Here is a 25,571-nt window from a genome sequence, read left to right as displayed (position 1 = left end):
GTAGTTAGCCGCTACTCCTCTAGCTCATCCAGCTTTGCTTCCAATTCAGCCAGCCTGCGATTCGCTTGATCCAATATCTCCTGTTGTTCTGCGGCTTTTGCTCGTTTTATTTCTTTTTTGACAGCCTCAATCTGCTGTTCCAAAAAGACGATTTCAGCTTCATTTCCTGAGTTGTTCCAGATCTGTGAATAAGTCATAACCAACCTCCTTTTTCAAATTAAGAGAAGCTTCCACAAAGTTCATTTGAACTTCAGGAGAGCTTCTTTTTTCTCTACACATGGGTCCCAAGTTCACAATTCTAAGCAAAATCCTGCTATTGTGATGTTTCCTTTATTATCGGCATCCCTGCTTCTACCAAACGCTTGTTACGAATGAAGAAAACGGACAATATCACAATAAACAATCCTGTTCCAACAAGAAGCCACTCAATCTCAATTACATCCGCAAGAGGACCAAATATCAGCATTCCGATGGGCATCATGGAAGTCGATATCATACCAAAGACTCCGAATATGCGTCCCATGTAATCCGGATCTACCTTCTCTTGTAGCATTACGGTTGTCGGTGTATTAAAGACGGGCATAGCTACGCCGAAAATAGCCATCATAACCAAGTAGATCCAAAAAACAGGTACAATACCTAAAGCTAACGTGCATACACCCATAATTAAGCTAGCAAAAGTCATCGTATATACTTTGTTTCGAAATCCGCCCCATGAAGCAATAATTGCTCCGCCAGCCATCATACCGATAGAAAAAGCAATTTCAATGGCTGTTAATCGCCAATAATCATCTCTGAAGCTGCGTGTCACTTGTAGCGGTGTTAAAAATGCAGCCGGTGCCATCAATACAAAGAAAAAGGCGAAAAAAATGAAAAAGGTTTTGAGAAAGCTATGGTTTTTAATATAGCTTAAACCCTGTTTAAAATCGTCCAAATAGCTTGTCGTTTGTTTATCCGTCGCTTTTTTATGCAACGGTATTTTCAAAAAGAAAAATAATGTAAAGATCGCTATCGCTGCTGTGATAACATCGATAAAGAAAATGACCTCAATGGTTGCCAATGAAAGCAATGACGCGCTAACGATAGGTGCAACAAACATCATTAGTGCTTGAAGACTTCCGTTAATCCCATTTACTTTCGTCAGCTTATCCTCTGGTACAATTTGAGGTAATATTGCCCCAACCGCAGGCGATTGAACCCCAGCTCCGAGCGCACGAACTGCAGCAATGGCGAACAACAACCATATCTCATCATAACCAAGCAAAAATGTAATGGCTAAAACCAGTGTAACAAAGGCAATCATGGCATCTGCTATCATAATAAGATATTTCCGGTTGAAACGGTCCGCCCATACACCTGCAAACGGTGATAATAAAAAGGTAGGAATGAATCCACAAATAATAAATAATGTCATCATCATACCTGATTTTGTTGTAAGCGTAACGTACCACATAATAGCATATTGAACTAAAGCAGAACCGAATAACGAAAATGTCTGACTACTTAAAAAGATAATTATATCCCGTTTCCAATGTTTTTTGTTTTGTGCTTCGGTTGGTATCACTATAACTTACTCCCCCATTTTAAAAAAATATCATTCATTCCCCATTCGCCTATTAAAATTAATTACCAAATCCGGCACTTCTAATTCTATGTACAAAAATTTTATATAAATCACATTTCTAGAATAGCACAGAAATATTCACCCCACCATTCAGCCAGCACTTTAAAAATAGCCTGTGCACACAAAGAGCCGGTATCCCCCTCTTTCGAGAAGCCACCGGCTCTTTTTTACGTCTATTTCATTCTCCGTTTATACACTCGCATAGCCGTAGCCCAGAAAAACGCAAGTATTGCTAAACTCCATAATACCGCCACAAGCGTAGTTTTATCTGCCGTTCCTCCAAGTAAAAGAGAACGAATGCTCTCGATAAGCGGTGTCATGGGCTGATATTCCGCGAATAAGCGGATAGCCGAAGGCATGCTGTCGGTCGGCGCAAAGGCAGAGCTAACGAATAAAAGCAACATCAAAATGTAAGAAAATACGCCTGCTCCTTCGAATGATTTAGCAAGCAAGCCGAAGGTGACGGCAATCCAAGTAAACGCAAGTACGCTAAGCAATAAAATACCAATGGCTAATGCCCAACCGAGCACATCCGCTTTTGGCCGAAATCCCATTCCGAAGGCAACAAGGAAAATGGCAAGCAATGAAATGACGTTAAAAACTAATGAAGCAACCACATGTCCGCCTAGAATAGAAGCTTTTGCAATCGGCATGGAGTGGAAACGCTCGAAAATGCCTTTCGTGAGATCGTTATTGATACGAAGTGAAGAATAAGCCACGCCACTGGCAATGCAAAAGAGCAATATTCCGGGCACAATATAATTGATATAGCTTACATCACCAGTGTTCATCGCTCCGCCAAAGATGTAAACAAAGAGCAGCATGATCATGATCGGCATGGCGATGACGGTAATAATCGTGTCGATGCTACGTGTGGAATGGCGAATGACACGCCCACTCATGACAGCAGTATCGCTTAGAAAATGAATGAATTTCATCGGGAGTCCTCCTTTTTGCTAGTGACGATCGCGAGAAAGACATCCTCAAGCGAGGGCAGCTTCTGGGCAAACTCAGCAATTTCTATGTCAGCTTCCGCCGCTTTCGTTAGCAGTCGCATCATCTGTCTCGTACTTCCGTCTGTAATGACGGAGAGCGTGAGATTGTTCGAATCTGAGGTCGCGTTAAATTCCTTTAACAGATCTTGTGCTTGATTTAGTGTTGTTTCATTGTCAAATCGAAGCTCGATATGACCCTTAGGCAATCTATTTTTAAGTTCCGCCGGACTGCCGCTTGCCACGATATGACCTTCGTGTAGGATCGCGATTTGATCGGCTAGATGGTCGGCTTCCTCTAAATACTGCGTCGTTAAAAAAACAGTAACACCCGATCTCGCTAGATCCTTGATCATATCCCACATAGCAAGACGGGCTTGCGGGTCAAGTCCGGTGGTTGGTTCATCGAGAAAAATGACCGAAGGGTTACCCAATAAGCTCATGGCCAAATCCAAGCGCCGACACATCCCTCCGGAATAAGTGGAGATTCGGCGATCCGCAGCATCAAGCAAGTCAAAGCGACGCAACAACTCCTCGGCTTGTTTATCAGGGTCGGGCAAATGGCGGAGTTTAGCCATCATTCGCAAGTTCTCGCGGCCAGTCAGGATATAATCTGCGGTGACGCTTTGTCCTGTCAGGCTAATTTCCTTACGTACTTGCTCTGGTTGCTTGGTTACGTCGTCTCCATTAATCTTCGCAATTCCGTTGTCTGGCTGGAGCAGAGTGGAAAGAATTTTGATCATAGTGGTTTTACCCGCACCGTTGGACCCGAGAAGTGCAAAGGTTGAACCTTTCTGCACAGTGAAGTCCACCCCTCGGAGCACTTCCACCTTCTTATAGGATTTCTTCAGGCCTATTACTTCAATTGCCAAATTATTCGATGTCATCCTATTTCCCTCCTATCTGCCTAGTTTTTTATGAATGGACTCATTCATTTTAGCTCGCATTTTCCCTGTCCAAGTCTGAGCAGCAACGCCTTCGAGCAAACCATCGCAAAACGCCATAACATCATTTCCTACGATCTCTAGAACATCTCTGCCTTCGGCAGCTCCCAACTCAAACATGTCAAGTATTTCGGGGAACAGATTGATAACGCTGGAATCGGAAGTTGAAAAGTTCAGCATGTATTGCGATGCGATATTGTAAACTTCACGGTAGTCGTTAGGAAGCGCTTTTGAACGTTTTACGCACTCTTTATACGCTCTTTTTTGATCACGCAAATCTTTATACTTAGTTAATATGGTCTTATACACGGCTATCCTCCTTAAGTTGTGTAAGTCTTGTCGTTACATATCCCCATTTCTCCCAGAACATGGACAGTTCACGCAATCCAGCTTCATTCAGACTATAAAATTTCCTTGGCGGTCCTATTTCGGACGGTTTTTTCTCGGTATCAACGAGTTTATTTTTTTCTAGCCGTATCAAGATGGTGTATACCGTTCCTTCAACAACATCTTCGAAACCGAGCGCATTTAGCGTTTTTACGATTTCGTATCCATAGGTTTCTTTCCGGCTGATGATTTCAAGTACGCAGCCTTCCAAAACTCCTTTCAGCATTTCTGTTAGGTTATCCATTTAAATCCTCCAATGCTACTCTGTATTGCTTAGTACCACTATATAGTATCACCGAGTAGCTGAATTGTAAATAGGAGGAAAAGCGGATTGCTGAAAATAAATACGACAGTAGCAGAGACTGGATTTGGTGTGAGTGGAAAGCATTCGCTTTAAGTCAGTAACAATAAAGAAAGCCCGCGCTGTGCACGGGCTTTCTTTATTGTTACAAGGTTCTTCGACATCGACATAACTATTTATACGGGTCATCAATTTCTTCCCATTGACCGGTGAAGACATCCACTTTTATCGTGAACTCCCTGCCGCCTTGCCTAACATTACTGAACAAATAACCATCTCCAATAAAGCCGGAAATCCAATCGTCATCTATTGGCTCGAAGCCTTCTGTATCAAAGATTGGATGAAGTAACTTATACAGCTCCTTTTTGTATTCCGTACCGTTAGATATGTCCCACAGATCTATCGCTTCTCGATTCACAAGGCTTCTCACTGGACTGCCAGAAGTTGTATCATGAACCGTACCGGTAAGCGGATTAATTTTATAGCTAAGGCCTTCCCCTACGCCATTCGGTGGATCCATAAAATTAATCGTGTATTGATCGCCTTTTTTACCAAAGGTCCAGCCGCTAGCTGGAAGCTTTTTTTCCAACAAGGACTTAATATCCTGTTCACTGAGCGGAGGAGAAATAAACGAGCCATAGTACATCTGTACACTTTCAATGGTCAGTTCCTTGCCGTAAACGACAATAACTTCAAGCGGAAACTCAGAGATCGATGCTGCACCTGCCAAACGGGCTACAATACGGTCCCCTTCCAGCTCATACGAAACTACGGCACCAAATCCAATCTTTTCGCCCCAAGCCCCCTCAGTGTAATCATACACTTTAGTCAAATGCTTTCCGTCTAGTTCAGCGGATACGTAGGTGTGGTTATTCCGGTGTGTAATGGAAGATTTCAGCCTCCGATTTAGTGTCTCGACCGGGTCCTCTACCACAAGCTCTTCCAGAGTGACAGGCTGGAGTACATGAATCTCACTCATTGAGAGCCCTGTTCCAGTGCCAGTAGTAATACGAATAAAGATTTCTTTAGTACCATCCCCGTTAAGATCGGCTTCTTCAATGGAAGGAGGCCGTGTTTCATCTTCACCGGCATTCCACAAAAACGTTCGGTTAACTTCACCGCGTACATCTACCGTGACTTCATGCAAAAGTGCATGCTCAGCCGTGGGCTTTGCAGTTACAGTAATTCCGTTCTTCTCCGCTAATAGCGTTCCTTTGGGATCGATTGCAGTTGTATCTTTAGCCTGAGAAGCTGACGGGATAACAACACTCTTCTCCGGGGCTGATGTAGAACTCAGCTTTGCCCCAGTCAAGGTACAACCACTTAAGACCATAATTACTGCTAACCCCAACACAGTATTTTGTGCTGTGATCTTTTTATGCCTGGTGATCATGGTTATCCTTCTTTTCATTTCCTTTTTGCTACTTGAAATGCCGGCTGCACCAGCCACTCGGATGGGATCGGTCAATGTTTCCAATAGTTTAAGAAGAGTCCGTGCGTAGTCTTTGTGGTGCTCCGATGCAAGATGCTTTAAAGCCAGCGCATCACAGGCGACCTCTTGATCCCGTTTCATTTGGCTAACGGCATACCAAAGCAACGGATTGAACCAATGCAGGGCCAGCAGCAGTCCTGTCAGCAGATTCAGCGAAATATCACGACGTTTCACATGCGCCAGCTCATGCAGAAATATATGACGCAGCTCATTTGCCTCCAGCGTGTTCAACATGGCTGTCGGCAGCAGCAGCTTGGGGCGCATAACACCAAGTAGTGTGGGTACAGCAATCTGTTTCGTCTCAACCAGCTTCACTGAGCGCCTTACCGTCATCTCTCGTTGGCACATTTCGAACAACCGCAGGATATCTGCGGAACGGATCTCAGGTTCCTCTCGAACCCGTGCCGTGAATCGCAGCTGCTCACGAACCGACAGACTTATCATTACCATTGCTCCGCTTAGCCATATCAGAACCAGCAAATGTATCGACGTCCAGCCTGCATTGGATGTCTCAGAAGGAGCATAGATTTCCGGAGTCACCGGTGTCATACTCTCCGATTTCTCAGCTTGCTTTGAAGTTCCTGTTCCTGTTTTTTCAGCGACCGTGGTTGAGTCCACCTCTTGAGTATTCATCCCGGACACAGGTAAATCACCTACATTCGTCTGCACAGAAGGATTATAGAAAGTCTGAGCTGATTCTGTCTCCAGCGGCAACAAATTAAAAATGCTGAATGCACTTTCCGGTGTCCAAGGGACGGCTAACCTCACGATCAGCGGTATCCACAGAAGATACGTCCAGGTCGGTTTCAATCGATTCTTGAACAAGAAACGGGTTACCAGGATCAGCAACACCAGGACGCTCGCCATAGCGGATAGTGACAATATCTTAACGAACAGATTGTATGCAGCTTCCAGCAAGCGACTCAGTCCTTTCGCTCATCCAAAATTCTCTTCAATTCTTCAATATCTTCTCGGGATAGCTTCTCATCCTGTAAAAAGTTGACTAGCATCGGACGCAGCGTTCCACCGTAAATACGCTTCAGAAAAGATTGTGTTTCCGATTGGACACATTCCTCTTCCCGCACCAGCGGATAATACGAATACACCCTTCCTGTCTGGTTGTAACCGATAGCCCCTTTCTCCGTCAGACGCTTTATCAACGTCCGCACCGTTTTGGGGTTCCAGTCCCGGCTGCCCTCCAAAGCTTCAACAATCTCTCCTGCTGTGCGCGGGGCTCCAGTCCACAGCACCTTCATTACTTCCCACTCGGCATCCGAGATTTTTGGAATTTCCGCAGACATCATCCTATCCGCCTTTCTTTCTACCCTATGACTACACTTGTAATCCAATGTAAAAAATATACAAGTAAGTCTCGTTTATGTCAACCCTAAAAGTCACGAGAGGAACACTTCCCGTTCGAACAGCTGCGATTCGCTTGATCCATAGTGCAGAGCATAATATTAGGGGAAATAATTGTGATTATCCTCTTTTTATAGTTTAAATTAAGGTTGGCCCCTTCACTGACTCGGTGTATGGACAATGTACAAGAAGAATTATGATTACGTACATTAAAAATATTAATACAGCTCTCCAAAGAGGTGGAACGTGTGCCTATTAAAAATGGTAATCAATACATCGAACGAATCGATCGGCAAAATATCAATATCTGGTACAAAGGAACGCGTATAGAAGGGCCCTTATCCAAACATCCTGCATTTCAAGGCCTCATACAAACACAAGCCGAAATGTACAACATGCAGTGTGACGAACGTTATTTAGCACAGATGACCTACCCTTCGCCTGATACTGGAGAGCTTGTTGGTCTATCTTTTCTCCCGCCCAAAAGTGTTGAAGATTTAGAACGTCGAAGAAAAATGATTGAACTCTGGTCGAGCAGACATCACGGTTTTTTAGGACGTTCCCCAGATTATATGAACACGGCGATCATGTCTCTGTTCACTGCTGCCGATATCCTTGAGGATCTTAATCCGAAATACGCTGAGAACCTAAGGAAATACTATGCCTACTGCCGAGATCATGACATTACATTATCCCATGCCTTCATCCAGCCTCAAGCGAGTAAAATATCCGGTCAAATTGATGCTACTGAGGATTCTATTGCAGCTAAAGTTGTAGAAATCAATGATGAAGGGATGGTTGTAACCGGTGCTTTTATGATGGCAACACAAGGGGCTACATGCGATGAAATGCTTGTATTCCCCACTCCTTCACCATCTCTTGTGGATGATGATAATCCCTTTGCGTTTGCCTTTGCAGTGCCTAATGATTTACCTGGGATGACTTTTGTTTGCCGTGAAAGTTACGCAGCCACATCTACCTACGACCATCCGTTAAGTTCAAGATATGAAGAAATGGATACGCTTGTTATATTTGACCGCGTGCTTATCCCTCATGATCGAATATTTTATTACGGCGATGAGGTTTACTGCGCCCGATTGTTTAGCGAGAGTCACTTTCATACGCATATGGCCCACCAAATCGTTACCCGCTATATTGCTAAAACTGAGTTCTTTCTCGGTGTGCTAGAATCTTTGGCAGAAGAACAAAATGCTGTCCTCGAGCCCTACACTCTCCTGCCGATTTCCAGAATAATAACATTTCTAGAAACATTCAAAGCATTAAGACTTGCTTCTGAATTAGGGGCATCCCATGATCGTTTTGGATATCTCGTACCTGATAAAGGCCCACTACTGGCTTCAACCATTCACTTTTCAGAGCTTTATCCAAAGATGATTGAGATGGTTCAAAATCTCAGTTCAAGCGGTCTCATCATGATCACCTCAGAATCCGACTTCACTTCAAATGCCGGTTCGTATCTCCATCAGTATTTGAAGGGTAATGTCTCGGATGCATGGTATCGAAATGCCTTATTCCGGCTCGCTTGGGAACTAGGAGCGGGTGCATTCGGCGGTCGTCAAGCCCAGTTTGAGCGGTTATTTTTCGGAAATTCAGAAACAATGGCCTGGCGTATGTACAACAGCTATGATAATCACGAATACTTCCGTCAAATTATTCACGAATTCATTCATCAATAGATCTAATTGAGCTTGTGTTTATTCTTCATGTTGAATTGCCCTTTTCGAATGCTCCACAGCCAGGCGATATGAACCACTATAGCCTTGGCTGGAGCGTTAAGCTTAGAAATTGTACCTATTAATACACCAAGTCTTCCCAACTACCTTCGCGAGATCGGCGTTACTATTCATCCCTACGGGTTACTCCTTTGTTAATGACCAAAATAGAAGAGCCAAAGCACTCACAATTGCACCTAACAAACTCACTCCGTTCCAGCCAAAGTAAACATAGATACTGGTTGATGCAATCGACCCAGTGGCGCTGCCAATGGAATAGAAAATCATATAGCCGGCAGTAAGCCTACTGCGTGCCTCAGGCCGCAAAGTAAGAATCATGCTCTGATTGGTGACATGTACGGCTTGTACTGCAAGATCAAGAAGGATAATACCAACGATTAATGCAAGAAGCGAATGTTGAACATAACTTATGGGCAACCATGATATGAGCAAAAGAATCAAGGCTACACCGGTAGTCTTCTGCCCTAAACCCTGATCGGCGAGACGACCTGCTCGCGCTGCTGCTAAAGCGCCTGCAACACCTGCGAGACCAAACGCTCCAATCGCTGTATGTGAAAGGGAAAACGGTGGGGCGCTGAGAGGTAATACTAGAGACGTCCATAATATACTGAAAGCTGTAAAAATCATCATGCCTAGTACAGCACGGATTCTAAAAGTTCGTTCCTGAGCAAACAACGTGAACATTGAACGAATCAACTGTAGGTAAGATAATGATTCTCTTTTGTGCTCATAATGTGGCAGCACCCGAAACAATACACATGCCATGATTAGTGTTAATACCGCGGAAACAAGGTAGACAGAACGCCAACCTGCTAAATCCATTAATATGCCAGCGAAAGTTCGCGCCAGTAGAATACCAATTACGATTCCACTTGTCACAACACCAACGACACGCCCACGTTCAGCTGGAGCAGCCAAAGTTGCCGCGAATGCAACGAGCGTCTGTGTCACTACGGCAAGAAACCCAACCGCTGCTATACCTATGAATAACACTATACTGCTGGTGGCAGTACCAACGACAATTAAAGCCAATACGGATAGGAGCATCTGTCCTGCGATCAGCCAACGCCGATTTAATAGATCACCCAGTGGCACTAGTAATAACAGTCCAAGTGCATAAAAAATTTGAGTGATTGTAATAACAAGTCCAACGAATGAATGAGAAATACCAAACTCGTTCGCTATAGCGTCCAGTAAAGGTTGCGCATAATATATGTTAGCAACTACTATTCCGCAGGCAATAGAAAATAAAAGTGCCACATTACGAGATATTATTGATACAGGCACTTGTTCCGACGCTCTAAACCCTCCTTGTACTTTTTCAGCTTTTTTGACTGTTTGATCCGCTATAATAGCTTTCGATTCCTCAACAGATTCCCCCAAAAATAACGCCTCCTGATTAACGTTTATCAAATTTTCAAATTACATACTAAACGGTACGTAATTATGTTTGCCAAATATAACTCTAAAAAAAGATAACTGTCAATAGATACTTTATAGGGCAAGAGAATTTATTAAAACTTAACTGTTTATACTTCCATTTCATATTGACATAATGGTTTTCACACCATAAAATCATATCATACCGTTCGATATGAAAAGAGGAAGTTACTATGGCTCGACCACGCGAATTTGATGAGGAAAAAGCATTGGATGCAGCTATGCAAGTATTTTGGGAAAAAGGGTTTGAAGCTACCTCTTTGAGCGACCTGACATCAAGAATGGGTATCCAGCGGCCAAGCATCTACTCAACCTTCGGAGACAAAAAAGGACTATTTGAAGCTGCGTTGCGGAAATATACAAGTTCTCATGCAGCCTATATTCGGAACAAACTTCAAAACAGTTCTTCTGTTAAAGAAGCTTTCCGTGCCTTCTTTGAAAATATGGTAGAAAAAGAATATGGGCAAAATCCGAACTGGGGATGCTTTTGCATTAATTCGATGGTTGAACTTTCACCCCATGATGAGAAATTCGAGGTCCTAACAAGAGAACACCAGATGTATCTCTCGGTAATATTTCAAGAAACGATTGATCGAGGTTTGCGCTCAGGTGAGCTTGATCCCACTATTAATGCAAAGAGTTTAGCGCAGACCCTAGTCATATCCTTAATTGGACTTACTGTAATCATGAAATCTCGTCCTGAAAGATCATTTGTAGATAATTCTGTAAAAGAAATACTTACATTATTACGATAAAATCAAATAATCAGGTAGGCAATTCTGTAACTTCGAAACGTAATTATGTTTAATAGCTCTTCACAAATCCTGCTTTTCTGTCGATAATTTAAATGAGATGGAAAAGTATGGAGGAGCATATGAACACTAATCGCAGAAATGAACCTTTTCGATATACCCTTAAAGAACCTGTAACCCTTGATCTTCATATTCTTAGTATTAACGGAATTCAGGTTCCTTCTAAGCCTGTAAGAGCTGTACTATTTAACATCAGTCGAACAGGCTGCCACCTATCGTTACCCCTCAACATTAATCCAGAAAATAATCTGGTTCGGATTGGTATGGAAATGGATCTTACAGATGAATCTATTTACTTAGAGGGAATCTTGAAATGGAATAGAGAACAGCAAGACGGTTTCCATTATGGTATTCAATTAGACATTCCTGAAGCAGATATTGAGTGTCTTCCGAGGGTGCTGCGCAGGCTTGCTGGAGAGGGTAAAATATCAGTACGTTGAGATGTTAACAAAAGAATAATACTCCATGAATAAAAAAACAAACCCGCGTGCAAACGCGGGTTTGTTACAGTTATTGCTGTTGTTATTGAAAATCAAGATTCATTCCTAGGTCTTCTACCTTTGTTCTTGAGGTATATCCTGTTCAGGGGTTGCTGGTATAACTTCCTCTTTCTCCAGCACCTCTTTTAAATCATCCTGAATTCTTCGATCCCAATGAGGAACACCGGAACGATACGCCGCTCTGCCTGTTAGGTGGGCGGATAAAGGTGCAGTTATAAATACGAAGACAATCCCTAGTAATAGCTTTGCACTAATATGATCCTGAAATAATGCAAAATATAGAAACGCCCCGACCAAGACACATAAAACACCGAGAGTCGCACTTTTGGCGGCAGCATGTGATCTTAGATAAACATCAGGGAGCCGAATCAAACCAATAGCACTTACGGCGCTAAGCAATGCCCCCATTAGAATTAACAAGGCAAACAGCAGCTCACCTGCAGTCTTGATCATTTCCATGTTCTAGCACCACTCCCCTTTCGATATATCTAGCAAAGGCTGTCGTTCCGATAAAGGAAAGAATTCCAATCAACAAAATAATTTCTATAAAGGCCTGCGTTTCGAGAAAAACAGATAAAACGGCTACCATGGCTAGCAGATTAATTCCGATCGTATCCAGTGCAGCCACCCGGTCAGGTAAAGAAGGTCCTTTCACCAAACGCCAAGCACATACGCCGATAGCTAGAGCCATGATCGTAATGGATATCATAAGAATAAAATGGATCATTAGCGGGTCACCTCCTGTATCGCACGCTCAAAGGTATCACGGATATTGGCTCTGAACTGTGCAGGGTCATCAACATCCATAGCATGAATATACAAAGTCCGATTATCATCCGAAACTTCAAGCACTACCGATCCGGGAGTCAGGCAGAGCATCGTGATTAACGTTGCCACTTCCCAATCCGATTTCAGCTCTGTAGTATATTTGAGGATAGCTGGACGTATATTAAGCTCCGGTCTTAGAACGGCTTTTACCACTACATAACTAGAAACGACCAGCTCCCGCAGCAGCAACAGGATTAGCTTAATAATCGCCCACACTTTACCAAGATATAACCTGGGCCAGAAGCGCCGCATTCCGAGTAGAATGAGTATACCGAGCAGGAAACCAATGACGAAACGCGGTCCAGTCCAGTCATTGTGCAGAAACATCCACAGGAATGCTATCATGAAATTCAATAATAGTTGAAAAGCCATAGTATCTACTCCTTCATGACAGCGTTAATGTATAATGCTGGATCAGCCAGTACAGCTCCGGCTTGACTGACATATCCGTTTACCGTCTCAGCACCTACACCCATCAGAATTACAATCGCGAACAGAACAGCTGCCGGTGCCATCATAGCTTTATAATGAAGCGGTTTGACTTGTTCTTCCCTTTTCTCTCCACCCCAAAATACCTGCTGGAATACCTTGATCAAGGAATATAACACGATAAAGCTGGATGCAAGTGCAATAAGCGCCAGAACTACGTGATTCTGTCCAAATCCACTACGTACCATCATCACTTTTCCAGCGAAACCACTAAGTGGTGGAACACCAACCAACGCCAAAGTCAGTACAAAAAACATCCAGCCGGTCCACGGATAACGTCGGATTAAACCACCCATTTCTTTTAAACGGTCGGTGCCCGATGCTGAGATAATCAACCCACCCAGGAAGAATAATAATGCTTTAGCAACCATGTCATGCATTAAATAAAACACTACACCATTTAACGAATCCTGAGTCGCAACAGAAATCCCAAAAGCGATAAATCCAACACTGATGATGATATTATAATTAAATATTCGGCTCAGATCATTGTAAGCCAATGCACCGATTGCACCAAGTATCATCGTCGCTCCCGCCATCCAGGCAATCAGTGTATGGGTGAGACCCGGATCTTGAACAAAAATCAATGTAAAGGTACGTGTAATTGCATACAATCCCACTTTCGTTAACAATGCCCCAAACAGTGCCCTAACAGCCACAGGTGGCGCGCTATAAGAGTCCGGAAGCCAGAAAAAGAGCAGCAACCCTGCCTTTATCGAAAATACGATCAGCAGCAGGACCGCAATGACATTCATTACTCCGCCTTGTCCCGCCTCAGCTACACGCATAGATAGATGCGCCATATTCAGTGTTCCTGTCGCGGCATATAAATAAGCAAGCGTCGCTACGAACAAGGAAGAGGAAATTACGTTTACTAACACATATTTTAACGTCTCTCTCAGTTGACCTTTGGAGCCACCAAGTACAATTAGTGCGTACGAGGCAACTAACAGCACCTCAAAGCAAACGAATAAGTTAAACAGATCTCCGGTGAGAAACGAGCCGAACACCCCAGTTAATAGAAAATGGAAAAACGGATAGTAATAAAACCGTTCTCTTTCTTCCCCAATGCTCGCGAAGGAAAAAAACAGACAAGCCGCACCAACAATGGCACCAATTAGCACAAGTAGTGCTGCAAACATATCAGCAACAAACACAATGCCATAAGGCGGAAGCCATCCACCCATATATAGGGTCTGGATGCCTTTTGTACTTACCTGGTACACAATGATTCCAGCAACCAAGATATTTATAAATACACTAACCGCACTGATAATACGTTGCAGATCCACTCGTTCTTTTAGAAAAATCAGTATAACTGCCGTAAAGGCCGGAATCAGCAGAGGCAGCACTAGCAAGTTGTTCATTGTCTCTCCTCCTTGGTGCCTTCCACATCATCCGTACCCGTCGAACGGTAAGTCCGATATGCCAAAACAATGAAGAATGCTGTTACTCCAAAACTAATTACAATGGAGGTCAAAATAAGCGCTTGAGGTAACGGATCTACATATGCCTCCGCTTTTTCACCTAGCAATGGTGGAGCACCTGTCTTGAGACCCGACATCGTCAGCAGCAATAAATGAACACCATGGGTAATTAAGTTAGTACCCAGTAGGATGCGCAGCAAGCTTTTGGAAAGGACTAGATAAACACCTACAGAAAACAATACGCCGATCGCCAAGGCAACAACAAGCTCCATTAGCTATCCCTCCCGATCGTAAATATGATATTCATTGTGACACCAATTACAGCTAGAAAAACACCGAGATCAAAGAACATTGCAGTGGTTAGTTCTGTTTTGCCCATAAGCGGCAATTGGAAATATCCAAACGTTTGGCTCAGAAACGGTACGTCGAATATAAATGAGCCTACACCGGTAAGAAAAGCAATGGAAATCCCGATCGCGATTAACTTACGGTAATTAATAGGCAGCACCTTCTCAACCATATCCATTCCAAAAGTAATTGCGAGTAGTACCAAACCAGCAGAAGCCATCAAAGCTCCAATAAATCCGCCTCCCGGATTATTATGACCGGCAAAAAACAGATATAGCGAAAATATTAGAATGATAACGAATGCTACTTTAGCTACTGATTGCAGCAACACATCATCACTTCGAGAATAACGCGGCTTATTATATTTAACAGCTCTCTTCAGTTGTTCAGCAGCTGAATCTGCATCCAACTGCAGCTTGATCATGGAATAAATAGCAAGTGAGGCGAGGCCTAGTACTGTTATTTCAAACATGGTATCAAAGCCGCGGAAATCAACGAGCAGAACATTAACAATATTTTTACCGCCACCCAGAGTATAGCTATTCTCCACATAATATTTCGAAATGGATTCAAATGGACTACTACCTAAAGCAGCAAGTGCAACCAAGGTCATTGTTACGCCCATCCCGATGGAAATAATTAGTTTAAGCAAGTGCGCACGAGGTTTGAGCTTCTCTTTTTCCAACCTAGGCAAATGCCGGAAACATAGCAGGAACAAGGTAACAGATACCACTTCAACTATCATCTGCGTAAGCGCCAGATCAGGAGCTCGGAACAGAACAAAGAGCAAAGTAACCATATAACCAACCATTCCTGTTAACAAAATGGCTGTTATTCTGGAGCGTACAAATGGAATAGCCAAAGCACCTAGAAGCAGAACCATTACAGCAATAACTTCAAACAAAGAAAACGGAGTATACTCAGTCGTACCTAGTGTGATTCCATCTGAATACCATACGACTCCACAAATCGTTACGATCAAGAAGGAAAAAATATACATTAAATAATGTCTCATGGAACCAGTCATGTAAGAACCAGTCACCCATCTAGAGAATTTCTCAACCAGCCGGATTACTCCGTCATAGACATGATTTAAAGTGTAGCCACTGCCCCATTCTTTATCGACCAGACTTAAGCGGCCATAGATTCGGTATACAGTAATACCAAGAATCACAACGCCAAGTGTCATCCATACTTCTGGTGTAAATCCGTGCCAGAAATGGATATTCACTACAAAGGGCTCTCCGGTCTGCAAGATGGGGTGAATAGCATTCATTGCAGGGATAATAAGAGTTTTAGATAATATATTCGGGAAAAAACCGATAAATATAGACAGCACTGCAAGCAGGCACGGGGCAAGCAGAAGTCCAAATGGGGCTTCATGCGGTTTTTTGTCCAGCTTCTCAGGCTGATATTTTCCGAAAAAGGTGTGAAATACCAAAATCATACTGTATGCAAAAGTAAAGACGCTGGCAATCCAGGCCAAAACCGGGAAGAGCGTAAACAACGAGGGAATAGAGAATATATCCAAGTTACGGATATTCAGGACAGCTGTAAAAAACATCTCTTTACTTAAAAAACCCGAAAATGGCGGCAAACCAGCCATGGAGAAACTGCCGATCATCGCTATCGTAAAGGTAACCGGCATAATGGAAATCAGTCCGCCTAGCTTTCGCAGGTCCCGGGTACCTGTCTCATGGTCAACTATACCGACCATCATAAACAACGAGCCTTTAAAGATGGCATGGTTAATAAGATGAAAGATAGCCGCTGTTGTTGCAGCAGTATAAAAGACAGCTTCTTCTCCTATATAAAATGCCGCTGCCGATCCCATTCCCAGCAATCCCATAATCAGTCCAAGTTGACTAATTGTTGAATAGGCTAATAGAGCCTTCAGGTCCGTCTGCTTCATCGCCTGGATAGAACCATAAATCAAGGTGATCAAACCGACGCCTGACACAATCCAGAACCACTCATATTGCCCCGCAAAAATAGGGCTGAAACGGGCGACAAGATACAATCCGGCTTTAACCATCGTTGCCGAGTGAAGATACGCGCTAACGGGTGTCGGTGCCTCCATGGCATCCGGCAGCCAGATATGGAACGGGAACTGAGCTGATTTAGTGAATGCGCCTAACAGAATTAGTAGCATCGCTGGAATAAACAACGCATGCCCACTGATATCGCCAACCTCACTCCAAATTTCCCGAATACTAAAGGTGCCTGTCATTACATACAGCATCAAAAAACCGGCAAACATCGCTAAACCACCGAATACGGTAATCAGCATTGATTTCAGAGCACCATACCGCGATTTTTGCCTCCGATGCCAAAAAGCAATTAACAGAAATGACGAAACACTTGTTAATTCCCAAAAACCGTATAACACCATCAAGTTATCCGAAAGTACAACGCCAAGCATCGCACCCATAAACAACATTAGATAAATATAAAAAGGTGTCAACGCTTCTTTTCGTCGGTCCAGATAAAAAATTGAATAGATAATTACAAGGCTACCCATTCCAGTGATTAACAAAGCAAACAGTAAACTTAATCCATCCAGATGGAAAACCAAATCAATTCCTAGTGAAGGAATCCAAGAAATCGTTTCATAACCCAATTCCCCACCCTTAATAACGGGAATCCGGGTTAAAAAATAAATAAACAATGCGAGCGAACCGGGGAAAACAAACCATCCTCTATGAAGGTTGGATGCCCTCTTGGTCAAAAGTGCGATTACTAAGGCCATTAGAAACGGAACAAGTATGATTACATGCAGCAAAGGCAGTCCTCCTTTTCCACTTGAGCTTATCAAGTTGTGAACTTTAGTACTTACTTTTTTACCAAAAGCCAAAGATCATATGATTGGAAGGGCCTAAAGTAAAGGCCCTCATGTGATAAGAGCACTCCCGATTATAAAGTATCGGTTAATGTGCCATCACAAATATGCAAATATCTAGCCTTTCCATCTTCTTGCTCAATTCTGAATAAACCGTTCTCAAATTCGGTGTGTAGTTCGTGAAAGAACTTCCCTTTAAGCGAATACTCTCCCTTGGGTTCATCACTGAGCTGATACTCATCCCCATTTTTGACCAGGTAGGCGATAACGCCTTCCTCATGGGTTTCTTCCAGACCGGCGCGCATCCGCTGAACGGCCACGACGTGCAGATCCATCATTTTCATTTTACCAATGAGTTCATTGACGAAATTGCGTTTGGTAAGCTCCTGCCATCGAGTTTGAGCAGATTGTCCGATGACGATCTGTGTAACCTCATTCATTTCAGCAACTTCTACAATAATATCTGTTGTTTTCCGGCCTTCACGTTTCCGAATGATAAATTCTGCGCCAGCTTCATCGGCAAGACGTTTCCAGACCGTCATATACATTTCTTTGCTCTGATTATATTCATCAATGTCCGAACTATCGACATTTAATACAAACAATGGCGCCCCTATTATTTCAGACAATTGGACACCACGCCGGATTAAACGTTCCCCATGCGGACCATAATGAACACAAACCATGATTTTTTCATTGTGTATGACCTTCACCCTCCTGTTACAAGGCTAAGAAAAACAAAAGGAGCCTACTGGCGTTAGGCCCCTTACGTAATTCAAAACCTGATAAGTTATACTTAATTATATCTATTCCTATGTTTATTGTAAAGTTTGATGGTTGTCATGGAACTTATTTCTTCGTAATGCTTGTACTATGCCCTTCTATTGAAGTTCTCATTCACTGTATTATTTCAAATTTCTAACAACATAAACTTCGTAATCCCTTATAGAAATATAGATTTTTTAATTATTCCTTTACGAGAATATTCTCCATATGGTATATTAAATTGGCGGATGAATTCAATGAATCGAAGTGATACTTGTTTATGAATACTAAAGTAATGAGTGCTTTAGCTGAGCCTAATCGTATGCAGATCGTTGATCTATTACGCGACAATCCCTTAACCGTTGGAGAAATCGCGGATAGTCTTCAGCTACGGCAGCCTCAAGCATCCAAGCATTTGCGAGTTCTCAGCGAAGCGGGACTTATTGAAGTTCAAGCTGTTGCTAATCGGCGCATTTGCAAGCTCCGCCCAGACCCTTTTATGGAATTAGACACTTGGTTAGAATCCTACCGCCATATGTGGGAGGAACGCTATGATCGACTGGATGATTACTTGCAGAAGCTACAAAGCAAGAAATTAGATAAGGAAATATAATCGAGGAGGATCTATCCAATGACAAATTCTAACCCAACTAACCAACTAGTATCCAAAGTTGAAGGCAGCACTTTAATATTAGAGCGTATTTTTAAAGCTCCGCGTGAGCTAGTTTTTAAGGCTTTTTCTGAGGCTGAGCATTTGAAGCATTGGTGGGGGCCAAAAGGTTGGACGCTTCCTGTATGCCATGTCGATTTTCGTCCAGGAGGCACTTGGCATTATTGCATGAAATGTGAGGATAAGAATCAAGGTGATTTCTACGGCATGGAGTCTTGGGGCAAGGCGCTTTATCGGGAAATTACGATCCCGGAGCAAATTATTTACACAGACTGGTTCTCAGATGCAGAAGGTAATATTTCAGAAGATCTGCCTGAAACACTAGTCCAACTAGATTTTATCGAACTGGATGGTCAAACGAAGTTGGTTAACACCGGGAAATATGCCTCTCCAGAAGCGCTACAACAAGTGATCGATATGGGTATGCTACCGGGTATTTCACAAACCTTTGATAATCTGGACGTACATCTTGAGAATTTACAAAAGAGCAACTAAGAAGACATGAACGGAGCATCAGCAGCTTAAATAAGTTGGTAATCTAATATATATGTGAAAAATAGGACGATGCAGAGTGCTTATTGCTGCTTCGTCCTATTGCTATTTTATCCCTGTGTATACTCACATCTAATTGGTTTCTGCTAAAATTTGTCCAGCTTCAGCCTTTGACAAATTCTCTACATGATAGATCGTTCCAGTTTCTTGTTCTAGCTTCCGGATTAACTCAAGCTGAGTATCCGTAGCCGGTTGAGCTTTGATGATCCCATCCAAATTGTCATGAGCTATTTTTCGGGCAAGCCCAGGATCATCGAGCAGATCAAGCATTTGGTACATCGCATCAATTGCAATTTTCTCACTGCCAATCCCATAACCGGAATCTGTGCTGAGCATAAATCGATCCGGAAACTTCTTCATAACTGGAATAAATTGCTCGGGATTATTTCCACCCTCAACGTTATAAACGGAAAAACCAGCAAAAAAATCAGCGTAAAGATTGGGATGCTTGGACAACAACCGGTCAATCTCTTCAGGAGTATTATAGGCATTGATATGTCCAAAAATAATGATAGTCTTCGGATGTTCCTCCAACGCTTGCTCAAGTTTGGCGACAGCAACACCGTTTGGCGGATCAATATGCAATAAGATCGGTGCTTTATATTCAGCGATAATATCATAGATTTGCGGAAGATAACCATCCATAGGATCATTAGCTTTCCATGCCACCTTGGATACCACTGGAGACATCGTAGAAGCGCCTACCACTTCACCCAGACCAAAAAAACCCATTTCTAAATTATTCCTCACGACTTTAAGACTTTCCGGATCATGCAAATCAAACCCCGAAAAATACGGAATAATTATATTGGGATATTTCTGATAAGCCTTCCATGCAAATTTATCTGTAAGGATGGCGCTAGGCTCCGATACATCTCCAAACATAACAACCTGCTGCACCCCTATATCTTTCCACGTCCTCAACATGCCCAAATATTTCAGACCACTGGCATCATGATTATGCGCATCAATTAAACCCAGTTCTTTATACTTGGCAGATAAATCTGTTATAGCTACCTTGTCATCATCAGGAATCATGCTAGGTTCATTTGTAGAAGCTTCTGTTATCTCCGTTGTCTGAGCAGCATTTTCATTCACAGTTACTGTTTTAATCTCATTTTCTTTACTAAAATAAATAATAAACACACCTGCCAATATTATCAGAATACCAGCGACCCAATACCTATACTTCTGCATGGCTCATCCTCCATTTTTCGAAACATATCAGTAAGATCGCTAAGTACTCATGAAATAGTGAAACAGGATCGTTCACACACGCTCTCTTGATTATATTGCCATTAAAAATATATTTTGTAAATTAAAAACGATAAATAGGTGAACGCAAGGATACTCCCTATGCTCTTCCCTTTATTCATTTTGCGGGAAATAAGTACCTGATGCTATTCGGAAAATATTGCAGGAAAAACGTATCATGATGTGTCCCCAACGGATCTGTCTCAAACTTCACCCGTTGATCTGCTCCATCTATCTTCCCTTTTAAAATATCATAAGCACGTTTGCTATTAGGCACCATGTCCTTCTGCGCATTCGTCTTGAGGATACCTTCCTGTTCACCAACATACATATAGACGCAGTACTCCCTATCTAGCCTTGTATTCTCCATGTAATGTATAAAATCTTTAAACCACACAGATGCAGATATGAGTATAAAATTATTAAAAACATCCTCATTTTTATACATCGCGTACAGACTTATTAATCCACCTAGTGAGACACCGCCTAAAGCTAATTTCTTCGGCTCATTGGAGATGCGAAATAAACTTTTTATATAGGGTACTAGATCCTGATAGACGTAATTCAGATAATCATCACCCTTCCCCCCAAAGGACCAATCCTTAAAAAGAGCGGGCATTTCCCAAGGCGTATATTCATTATTACGAAGCTGAGAATCAATCCCGATAAAAATAACCGGTTCTGTAATCCCCTCCTCCACATCCCTTTCTATATCAGCAATCGACTCTTTGAACAAGAAATCGCCATCCTGTAAGAAAACCGCCGGGAAGTTTCGTTCAGGAAACAAATGATATGCTTTAGGGAGAAACATAGTAATTTGTCGCCCCATATGTTCGAAAGTAGTAAGTTCTCCTAACATCATTTTCGTCATATCCCCCTCCTTAACGGTTCAACATACGGAACGCTCTACTCATGATGGTCGGCACAACTGACGCGTGGTTTTCATCTGGCGCTACGTAATGCTCAACCTGTAAATTAGGCAAAGCAAACTCACTCATTTTTGAAAATAATATCTTAGCGTCATCGACCATAAACGCCTCTTCACTGCCTACTGTGATCAGTAGCTTTCGGTTCACGGTTCTTATCGATTGAGCCTTGTTATAGAACTGGTCCGCATACGCCAGAATTTCATGATCATTCCACCAAATCGAAGGGCTGGAAGCCAAAAAATACTGAAATAGCTCCGCTCGAGTAAATAGCGTCCAGAGAACAAATAACCCGCTTAGTGAGTGACCAAACAAGGCTTGCTTCTGTTGATCGACATTATATTTTTCATAGACACGTGGCATTAATTCTAACTCTAAAAAAGATAGGAACTTTTCAGCACCCCCATGTGGCCCTATATCAGCATTTTTTAATCGATCTGGATATACATACTGCTTTGCAGGCGGCGTGAAATCATAAAATCTTCTTTTAGAGACTTCTTCATCTGAACCATAATGTCCAATGCCAATCACGATTGCCGGTGCTATCAAAGTTTTTGGAGCATTTCTGGATTGCAATTTCACGACATCCCGGCCCAATTGAAAATATGAATTACCATCGAGCATGTAATAGACGGGAAATCCATTCTCAGGGGCCTCTTCTCTCGGAATTGAGACCTTTATATCATACGTGTAGCCCATATACTGAGATTCTAGCTTCCATGATTCTGTGCGTTCGAGTTCAACTTGTGTTGACATATGTGCTGCTCGCTCTCCCCTACACTCTTGACTTTGCTAATAAATATAAGAAATAAGGAATACCAATAATCGAAACGACTATCCCCACAGGTAACTCTGCTGGCTGAAATAACGTTTTGGCAAAATAATCCGAGATCACCAGCAAAAACATTCCAACCACCGCACTAGATAACATAATATAACGGTGATTATTCCCTACTAATCTTCTGCCGATATGAGGAGCCATCAATCCTATAAAACCTATAGAACCGGATACAGATACACAGACACTTACGATCCCCACACTGCATAACAGAAAGATCAGCTTTTCTTTTTCTACGGAAATTCCCAAGCTTTTTGTACTGGAGTCTTCCAATTGAAAATAATTGAGCAAATAGCTTTTTCGATACATCACAAATCCTAAAATAAGCACCCAAGGTGCGATCATAATGATATAAGTCCAGTTCGCGCTGTAAATACTTCCAACACTCCAAACCGCGGCCATTTCATAATCACTTGCATTCATTTTTAGAGAAAGATACAACGACAACGCACCAAAACCACTGCTAATTGCAATCCCCGTCAATATCAAACGTTGCATATCAAGTGCACCATTTCTCCATGAGAAAATAAAGATCACCGCAACTGCAGCAAGCCCCCCCACAAAACCAAAGAGCGGCATGGCTAATATCGAGAACCAGCTTTCTTTAAAAAAAGTTGCCCCCGACATTTGAAAGAAAAACATAAACGCAACGATGGCAGCTCCCGCACCTGCATTAATTCCGAGGATACCTGGATCAGCCAGCCCGTTTCGGGTAATGCCTTGAATGACCGTTCCAGCTATCCCCAGACCTATACCTACTAATGAGGCAATAATGATCCGTGGTAGTCGAAATTGAAAAATAACGAGGTCAAATTTAGGATTGGGATCTATTCGCAGCAGCGTTTTTATCACATCCATGACAGACATATCAAAAGCACCATTCGTAAGATGAAAATACCCCGCCACAAGTGTTAGCAGGATAAAAGCCAATAGCGTCAATAGATAGCGACTAAACTGTATCCTTCCTCTATCCACGTTGCTCTCCCCCTTTAACCCGAATTAAATAAAGGAAGAACGGGATTCCAATAAAGGCTGTTACAACGCCAATTGGCGTCTCAAACGGAAAATTAATATACCGGCTTATGACATCACAAAACGCTAAAAAAACAGCCCCAATCACTGCCGAGCAAGGAATGATGAAGCGGTAGTCGATACCTACGATAAAACGTGTAATATGAGGAATGATTAGACCTACAAAGGCAATCTTACCTACTACAGCCACCGCTGTTCCTGTTAGACATACAACAGATAGAATACTGATGATTTTCACCCATTTTGTCCGTTGACCCAAGCTAACCGCCGTTTCATCCCCTAGGGAGGCAACCGTTACAGATTTAGAAATACTAACCGCCAAGAGCAATCCAACGATAATAAAAGGAATTGATAACATTAGCATATCTGGATTTACGGTATGTATTTTCGAGCTATACCAAACGCTAACATTTTGTGAGACTTGAAAAAACATCGCTACTGCTGAGGCAATACTACTTAAAAAAGTGCCAATTACTGTACCAATAATGGCTAGTCTGACTGGAGATAAGCCGTTTTTCACCAGGGAGCCAAATCCGAAAACCAAACCCGCTCCGATGGCTGAACCCATCATAGATAAAAGAATCATCTGAACATTCGATAATCCAGGATAAAACACCATAGCCAACGTAATAACAAATGCCGATCCGTCATTTACTCCCATAATCGATGGTGATGCAAGATAATTACGTGTTACGCCTTGCATTAACGCCCCCGAAACAGCCAGGGCCGCTCCAATTAATAAAGCAGCGATTACACGCGGAAATCTAGATGTCATAATAATGTTATGGTCCACATTATTCGCATCGAAGTGTGTAATCGCCTGCCAAATTGTTACTATGCTAATATCCTTAACACCATATAAGACGGATACAACCATTGCTAATACGATGAATAATGGAGAAGTTGATAGGATCAATATAACTTTCCAATTTTTCGTATTCATCTCATTCATCGCACCTTCGGTTTTACTTCAACAGGTTTTCAATTGCAACATCCAGGAATCTAACTTTAGACCATGCCGTGCCACCTTGCGCCAACGGATCAATTGCGTTTACAAAGACATGATTGTTTTTGGCTGCATTTACACTTTTGAAGATCGGGTTCTTGAGCAAATCATCAAGTGCTGTTGCATTATCAGTGTTCTCACTGGTCTCAAACTGCAAGAAAATATAGTCCGGATTAATATCTGCCAAAGCTTCTAATGAAAGCTCCGCTTGTGCCTCTGTAGAGGAGATCACTTCAGGAATGGCAGCACCCAAATCTTCATATATAACCGGATTCAGATAAACGCCCGCAGGATATACACACATGCTGCCCTGACGTATACGAATCACTAGAATGGATTGATCCTTCAGCTTTTCTCCAATTTCAGCCTTAGCACCAGCGGCTTTAGATTCGTAATCGTTGATAATCTTTTCCGCATCTGCGGTTTTACCGGATAATTGGCCTAATAAGAGCAAATTATCTTTCCAGTTTGTTGAAATATGTGAATAAGGAATCATCGTTTGAATTTTATTAAGTGCGCCTGACACATCTTCACCAAACTTGGAAGACCCTAAAATAACATCTGGATCTAACTGCAGGATCGCTTCATTACTTGGAGCAAACTTATCCCCTACTAAGGATGCGCCAGCTAACTCCGTTGACAGATAAGCTGGAATGGCATCAGCTATAGCAAGTACCCCTACTGGTTTCACGCCTAGAATTGCAGCATCTTCCATAGATTCAAGACTAGCAGCTACGATATTATGAATCTCTGCAGGTACTACATAATCCTTACCTAAATATGTAATGGTTTGTTCAGTGGCAACTGCTTCCTGAGCCACATTTCCTTTGCTATTTGCATTTCCCTCTGCTGCTACTGCAGCATTATTTGCACTTTTTTCTGAAGCTGCGTTATCCTTCTCGTTGTTACCACAAGCGGCTAAACTCAAAGCTAAAACTGCTGATACCCCTGCTAATAAAACTTTTTTCTGATTCATGTTCTCTCTCCCTATC

At 42.5% G+C, this 25,571-nt stretch carries 27 protein-coding genes; 5 read left to right on the top strand and 22 right to left on the bottom strand.

The genetic code is table 11. From position 1 onward, the window contains the following. Positions 1 to 11: 11 nt before the first annotated feature. The 8 genes from ACN6MV_RS13265 to ACN6MV_RS13230 all read right to left on the bottom strand — a co-directional run bounded on the left by ACN6MV_RS13265 (position 12) and on the right by ACN6MV_RS13230 (position 7,041). On the bottom strand, positions 12 to 197 hold the full coding sequence (locus tag ACN6MV_RS13265) for a hypothetical protein (RefSeq protein ID WP_042127148.1): 186 nt from the start codon (positions 195 to 197) through the stop codon (positions 12 to 14). Positions 198 to 313: 116 nt separating this feature from the next. Further along, the gene (locus ACN6MV_RS13260; protein WP_419886753.1) at positions 314 to 1,561 is read right to left on the bottom strand and encodes an MFS transporter; all 1,248 of its coding nucleotides are present in this window, start codon (positions 1,559 to 1,561) and stop codon (positions 314 to 316) included. A gap of 236 nt (positions 1,562 to 1,797) precedes the next feature. Next, a complete protein-coding gene (locus ACN6MV_RS13255) occupies positions 1,798 to 2,562 on the bottom strand; it encodes an ABC transporter permease (protein WP_042127146.1) in 765 nt (254 codons plus the stop codon). Beyond that, positions 2,559 to 3,503 carry a daunorubicin resistance protein DrrA family ABC transporter ATP-binding protein gene (locus ACN6MV_RS13250; protein ID WP_042127144.1) on the bottom strand — a complete coding sequence of 315 codons (945 nt, stop codon included), beginning with the start codon at positions 3,501 to 3,503 and terminating at the stop codon, positions 2,559 to 2,561. The genes ACN6MV_RS13255 and ACN6MV_RS13250 overlap by 4 nt, the downstream gene beginning before the upstream one ends. Positions 3,504 to 3,515: 12 nt before the next feature. Next, positions 3,516 to 3,869: a DUF1048 domain-containing protein gene (locus ACN6MV_RS13245; RefSeq protein WP_170880381.1), complete on the bottom strand. Its 354-nt coding sequence runs from the start codon at positions 3,867 to 3,869 to the stop codon at positions 3,516 to 3,518. Further along, entirely contained in the window at positions 3,862 to 4,191 is a 330-nt protein-coding gene (locus ACN6MV_RS13240; protein WP_042127142.1) for a PadR family transcriptional regulator, read from the bottom strand. Before ACN6MV_RS13240 ends, ACN6MV_RS13245 begins: the two co-directional genes overlap by 8 nt. 229 nt (positions 4,192 to 4,420) lie before the next feature. Next, positions 4,421 to 6,658 carry a M56 family metallopeptidase gene (locus tag ACN6MV_RS13235; RefSeq protein WP_419886513.1) on the bottom strand — a complete coding sequence of 746 codons (2,238 nt, stop codon included), beginning with the start codon at positions 6,656 to 6,658 and terminating at the stop codon, positions 4,421 to 4,423. A 5-nt stretch (positions 6,659 to 6,663) separates the two neighbouring features. After that, the gene (locus ACN6MV_RS13230; protein ID WP_419886752.1) at positions 6,664 to 7,041 is read right to left on the bottom strand and encodes a BlaI/MecI/CopY family transcriptional regulator; all 378 of its coding nucleotides are present in this window, start codon (positions 7,039 to 7,041) and stop codon (positions 6,664 to 6,666) included. Positions 7,042 to 7,347: 306 nt separating this feature from the next. Between ACN6MV_RS13230 and ACN6MV_RS13225 the strand changes: the two genes are divergently transcribed. Further along, a complete protein-coding gene (locus ACN6MV_RS13225; RefSeq protein ID WP_419886512.1) occupies positions 7,348 to 8,796 on the top strand; it encodes a 4-hydroxyphenylacetate 3-hydroxylase family protein in 1,449 nt (482 codons plus the stop codon). Positions 8,797 to 8,976: 180 nt separating this feature from the next. On the opposite strand, the gene ACN6MV_RS13220 is transcribed toward ACN6MV_RS13225, so the two are convergent. Beyond that, positions 8,977 to 10,140: an MFS transporter gene (locus ACN6MV_RS13220; RefSeq protein WP_419886751.1), complete on the bottom strand. Its 1,164-nt coding sequence runs from the start codon at positions 10,138 to 10,140 to the stop codon at positions 8,977 to 8,979. Positions 10,141 to 10,466: 326 nt separating this feature from the next. Here ACN6MV_RS13220 and ACN6MV_RS13215 point away from each other — a divergent pair, with 326 nt between their 5' ends. Together ACN6MV_RS13215 and ACN6MV_RS13210 are read left to right on the top strand one after the other, a co-directional pair. After that, positions 10,467 to 11,048 (top strand): TetR/AcrR family transcriptional regulator, encoded by a 582-nt coding sequence (locus ACN6MV_RS13215; RefSeq protein WP_042127134.1) that lies wholly within the window; start codon positions 10,467 to 10,469, stop codon positions 11,046 to 11,048. Positions 11,049 to 11,167: 119 nt separating this feature from the next. Further along, positions 11,168 to 11,545, top strand: coding sequence for a PilZ domain-containing protein (locus ACN6MV_RS13210; protein ID WP_042127133.1), 378 nt, complete (start codon positions 11,168 to 11,170; stop codon positions 11,543 to 11,545). A gap of 114 nt (positions 11,546 to 11,659) precedes the next feature. Here ACN6MV_RS13210 and mnhG read toward each other — a convergent pair whose 3' ends face one another. The 7 genes from mnhG to ACN6MV_RS13175 form a co-directional block, all read right to left on the bottom strand. Further along, on the bottom strand, positions 11,660 to 12,064 hold the full coding sequence (gene mnhG, locus ACN6MV_RS13205; RefSeq protein WP_042127130.1) for a monovalent cation/H(+) antiporter subunit G: 405 nt from the start codon (positions 12,062 to 12,064) through the stop codon (positions 11,660 to 11,662). After that, complete coding sequence (locus tag ACN6MV_RS13200) at positions 12,039 to 12,332, bottom strand: Na(+)/H(+) antiporter subunit F1 (RefSeq protein ID WP_042127128.1); 294 nt, start codon at positions 12,330 to 12,332, stop codon at positions 12,039 to 12,041. The genes mnhG and ACN6MV_RS13200 overlap by 26 nt, the downstream gene beginning before the upstream one ends. Continuing rightward, entirely contained in the window at positions 12,332 to 12,805 is a 474-nt protein-coding gene (locus ACN6MV_RS13195; protein WP_042127126.1) for a Na+/H+ antiporter subunit E, read from the bottom strand. Before ACN6MV_RS13195 ends, ACN6MV_RS13200 begins: the two co-directional genes overlap by 1 nt. A 5-nt stretch (positions 12,806 to 12,810) precedes the next feature. After that, positions 12,811 to 14,289 (bottom strand): Na+/H+ antiporter subunit D, encoded by a 1,479-nt coding sequence (locus ACN6MV_RS13190; protein WP_042127124.1) that lies wholly within the window; start codon positions 14,287 to 14,289, stop codon positions 12,811 to 12,813. Then, on the bottom strand, positions 14,286 to 14,621 hold the full coding sequence (locus ACN6MV_RS13185; protein WP_076121569.1) for a Na(+)/H(+) antiporter subunit C: 336 nt from the start codon (positions 14,619 to 14,621) through the stop codon (positions 14,286 to 14,288). Before ACN6MV_RS13185 ends, ACN6MV_RS13190 begins: the two co-directional genes overlap by 4 nt. After that, positions 14,621 to 17,485 carry a Na+/H+ antiporter subunit A gene (locus tag ACN6MV_RS13180; RefSeq protein ID WP_042132136.1) on the bottom strand — a complete coding sequence of 955 codons (2,865 nt, stop codon included), beginning with the start codon at positions 17,483 to 17,485 and terminating at the stop codon, positions 14,621 to 14,623. Before ACN6MV_RS13180 ends, ACN6MV_RS13185 begins: the two co-directional genes overlap by 1 nt. Positions 17,486 to 17,610: 125 nt before the next feature. Continuing rightward, the gene (locus ACN6MV_RS13175; RefSeq protein WP_231574176.1) at positions 17,611 to 18,249 is read right to left on the bottom strand and encodes a hypothetical protein; all 639 of its coding nucleotides are present in this window, start codon (positions 18,247 to 18,249) and stop codon (positions 17,611 to 17,613) included. A 332-nt stretch (positions 18,250 to 18,581) separates the two neighbouring features. On the opposite strand from ACN6MV_RS13175, the gene ACN6MV_RS13170 reads away from it, so the two are divergent. Then, on the top strand, positions 18,582 to 18,914 hold the full coding sequence (locus ACN6MV_RS13170; protein WP_419886511.1) for an ArsR/SmtB family transcription factor: 333 nt from the start codon (positions 18,582 to 18,584) through the stop codon (positions 18,912 to 18,914). A gap of 18 nt (positions 18,915 to 18,932) precedes the next feature. Further along, entirely contained in the window at positions 18,933 to 19,466 is a 534-nt protein-coding gene (locus ACN6MV_RS13165; protein WP_341112387.1) for an SRPBCC domain-containing protein, read from the top strand. 129 nt (positions 19,467 to 19,595) lie between these two features. Here ACN6MV_RS13165 and ACN6MV_RS13160 read toward each other — a convergent pair whose 3' ends face one another. The 6 genes from ACN6MV_RS13160 to ACN6MV_RS13135 form a co-directional block, all read right to left on the bottom strand. Further along, positions 19,596 to 20,720: an amidohydrolase family protein gene (locus ACN6MV_RS13160; protein ID WP_375102771.1), complete on the bottom strand. Its 1,125-nt coding sequence runs from the start codon at positions 20,718 to 20,720 to the stop codon at positions 19,596 to 19,598. A gap of 175 nt (positions 20,721 to 20,895) precedes the next feature. After that, complete coding sequence (locus ACN6MV_RS13155; protein WP_375102770.1) at positions 20,896 to 21,648, bottom strand: alpha/beta hydrolase; 753 nt, start codon at positions 21,646 to 21,648, stop codon at positions 20,896 to 20,898. A gap of 10 nt (positions 21,649 to 21,658) precedes the next feature. Then, a complete protein-coding gene (locus ACN6MV_RS13150; protein WP_419886510.1) occupies positions 21,659 to 22,459 on the bottom strand; it encodes an alpha/beta hydrolase in 801 nt (266 codons plus the stop codon). Positions 22,460 to 22,478: 19 nt separating this feature from the next. Further along, positions 22,479 to 23,516, bottom strand: a complete 1,038-nt coding sequence (locus ACN6MV_RS13145) for a FecCD family ABC transporter permease (protein ID WP_419886509.1) — start codon at positions 23,514 to 23,516, stop codon at positions 22,479 to 22,481. Further along, a complete protein-coding gene (locus ACN6MV_RS13140; protein WP_419886508.1) occupies positions 23,509 to 24,525 on the bottom strand; it encodes a FecCD family ABC transporter permease in 1,017 nt (338 codons plus the stop codon). The genes ACN6MV_RS13145 and ACN6MV_RS13140 overlap by 8 nt, the downstream gene beginning before the upstream one ends. A 13-nt stretch (positions 24,526 to 24,538) precedes the next feature. Then, entirely contained in the window at positions 24,539 to 25,555 is a 1,017-nt protein-coding gene (locus ACN6MV_RS13135) for an ABC transporter substrate-binding protein (RefSeq protein ID WP_419886507.1), read from the bottom strand. Between the last annotated feature and the right edge of the window lie 16 nt (positions 25,556 to 25,571).

The organism is Paenibacillus sp. B-A-8 (assembly GCF_048572915.1).
Classification (GTDB): domain Bacteria; phylum Bacillota; class Bacilli; order Paenibacillales; family Paenibacillaceae; genus Paenibacillus_AQ.
Note: the sequence above shows the minus strand (reverse complement) of the source record. Positions and strands in the feature narration are given on the sequence as shown.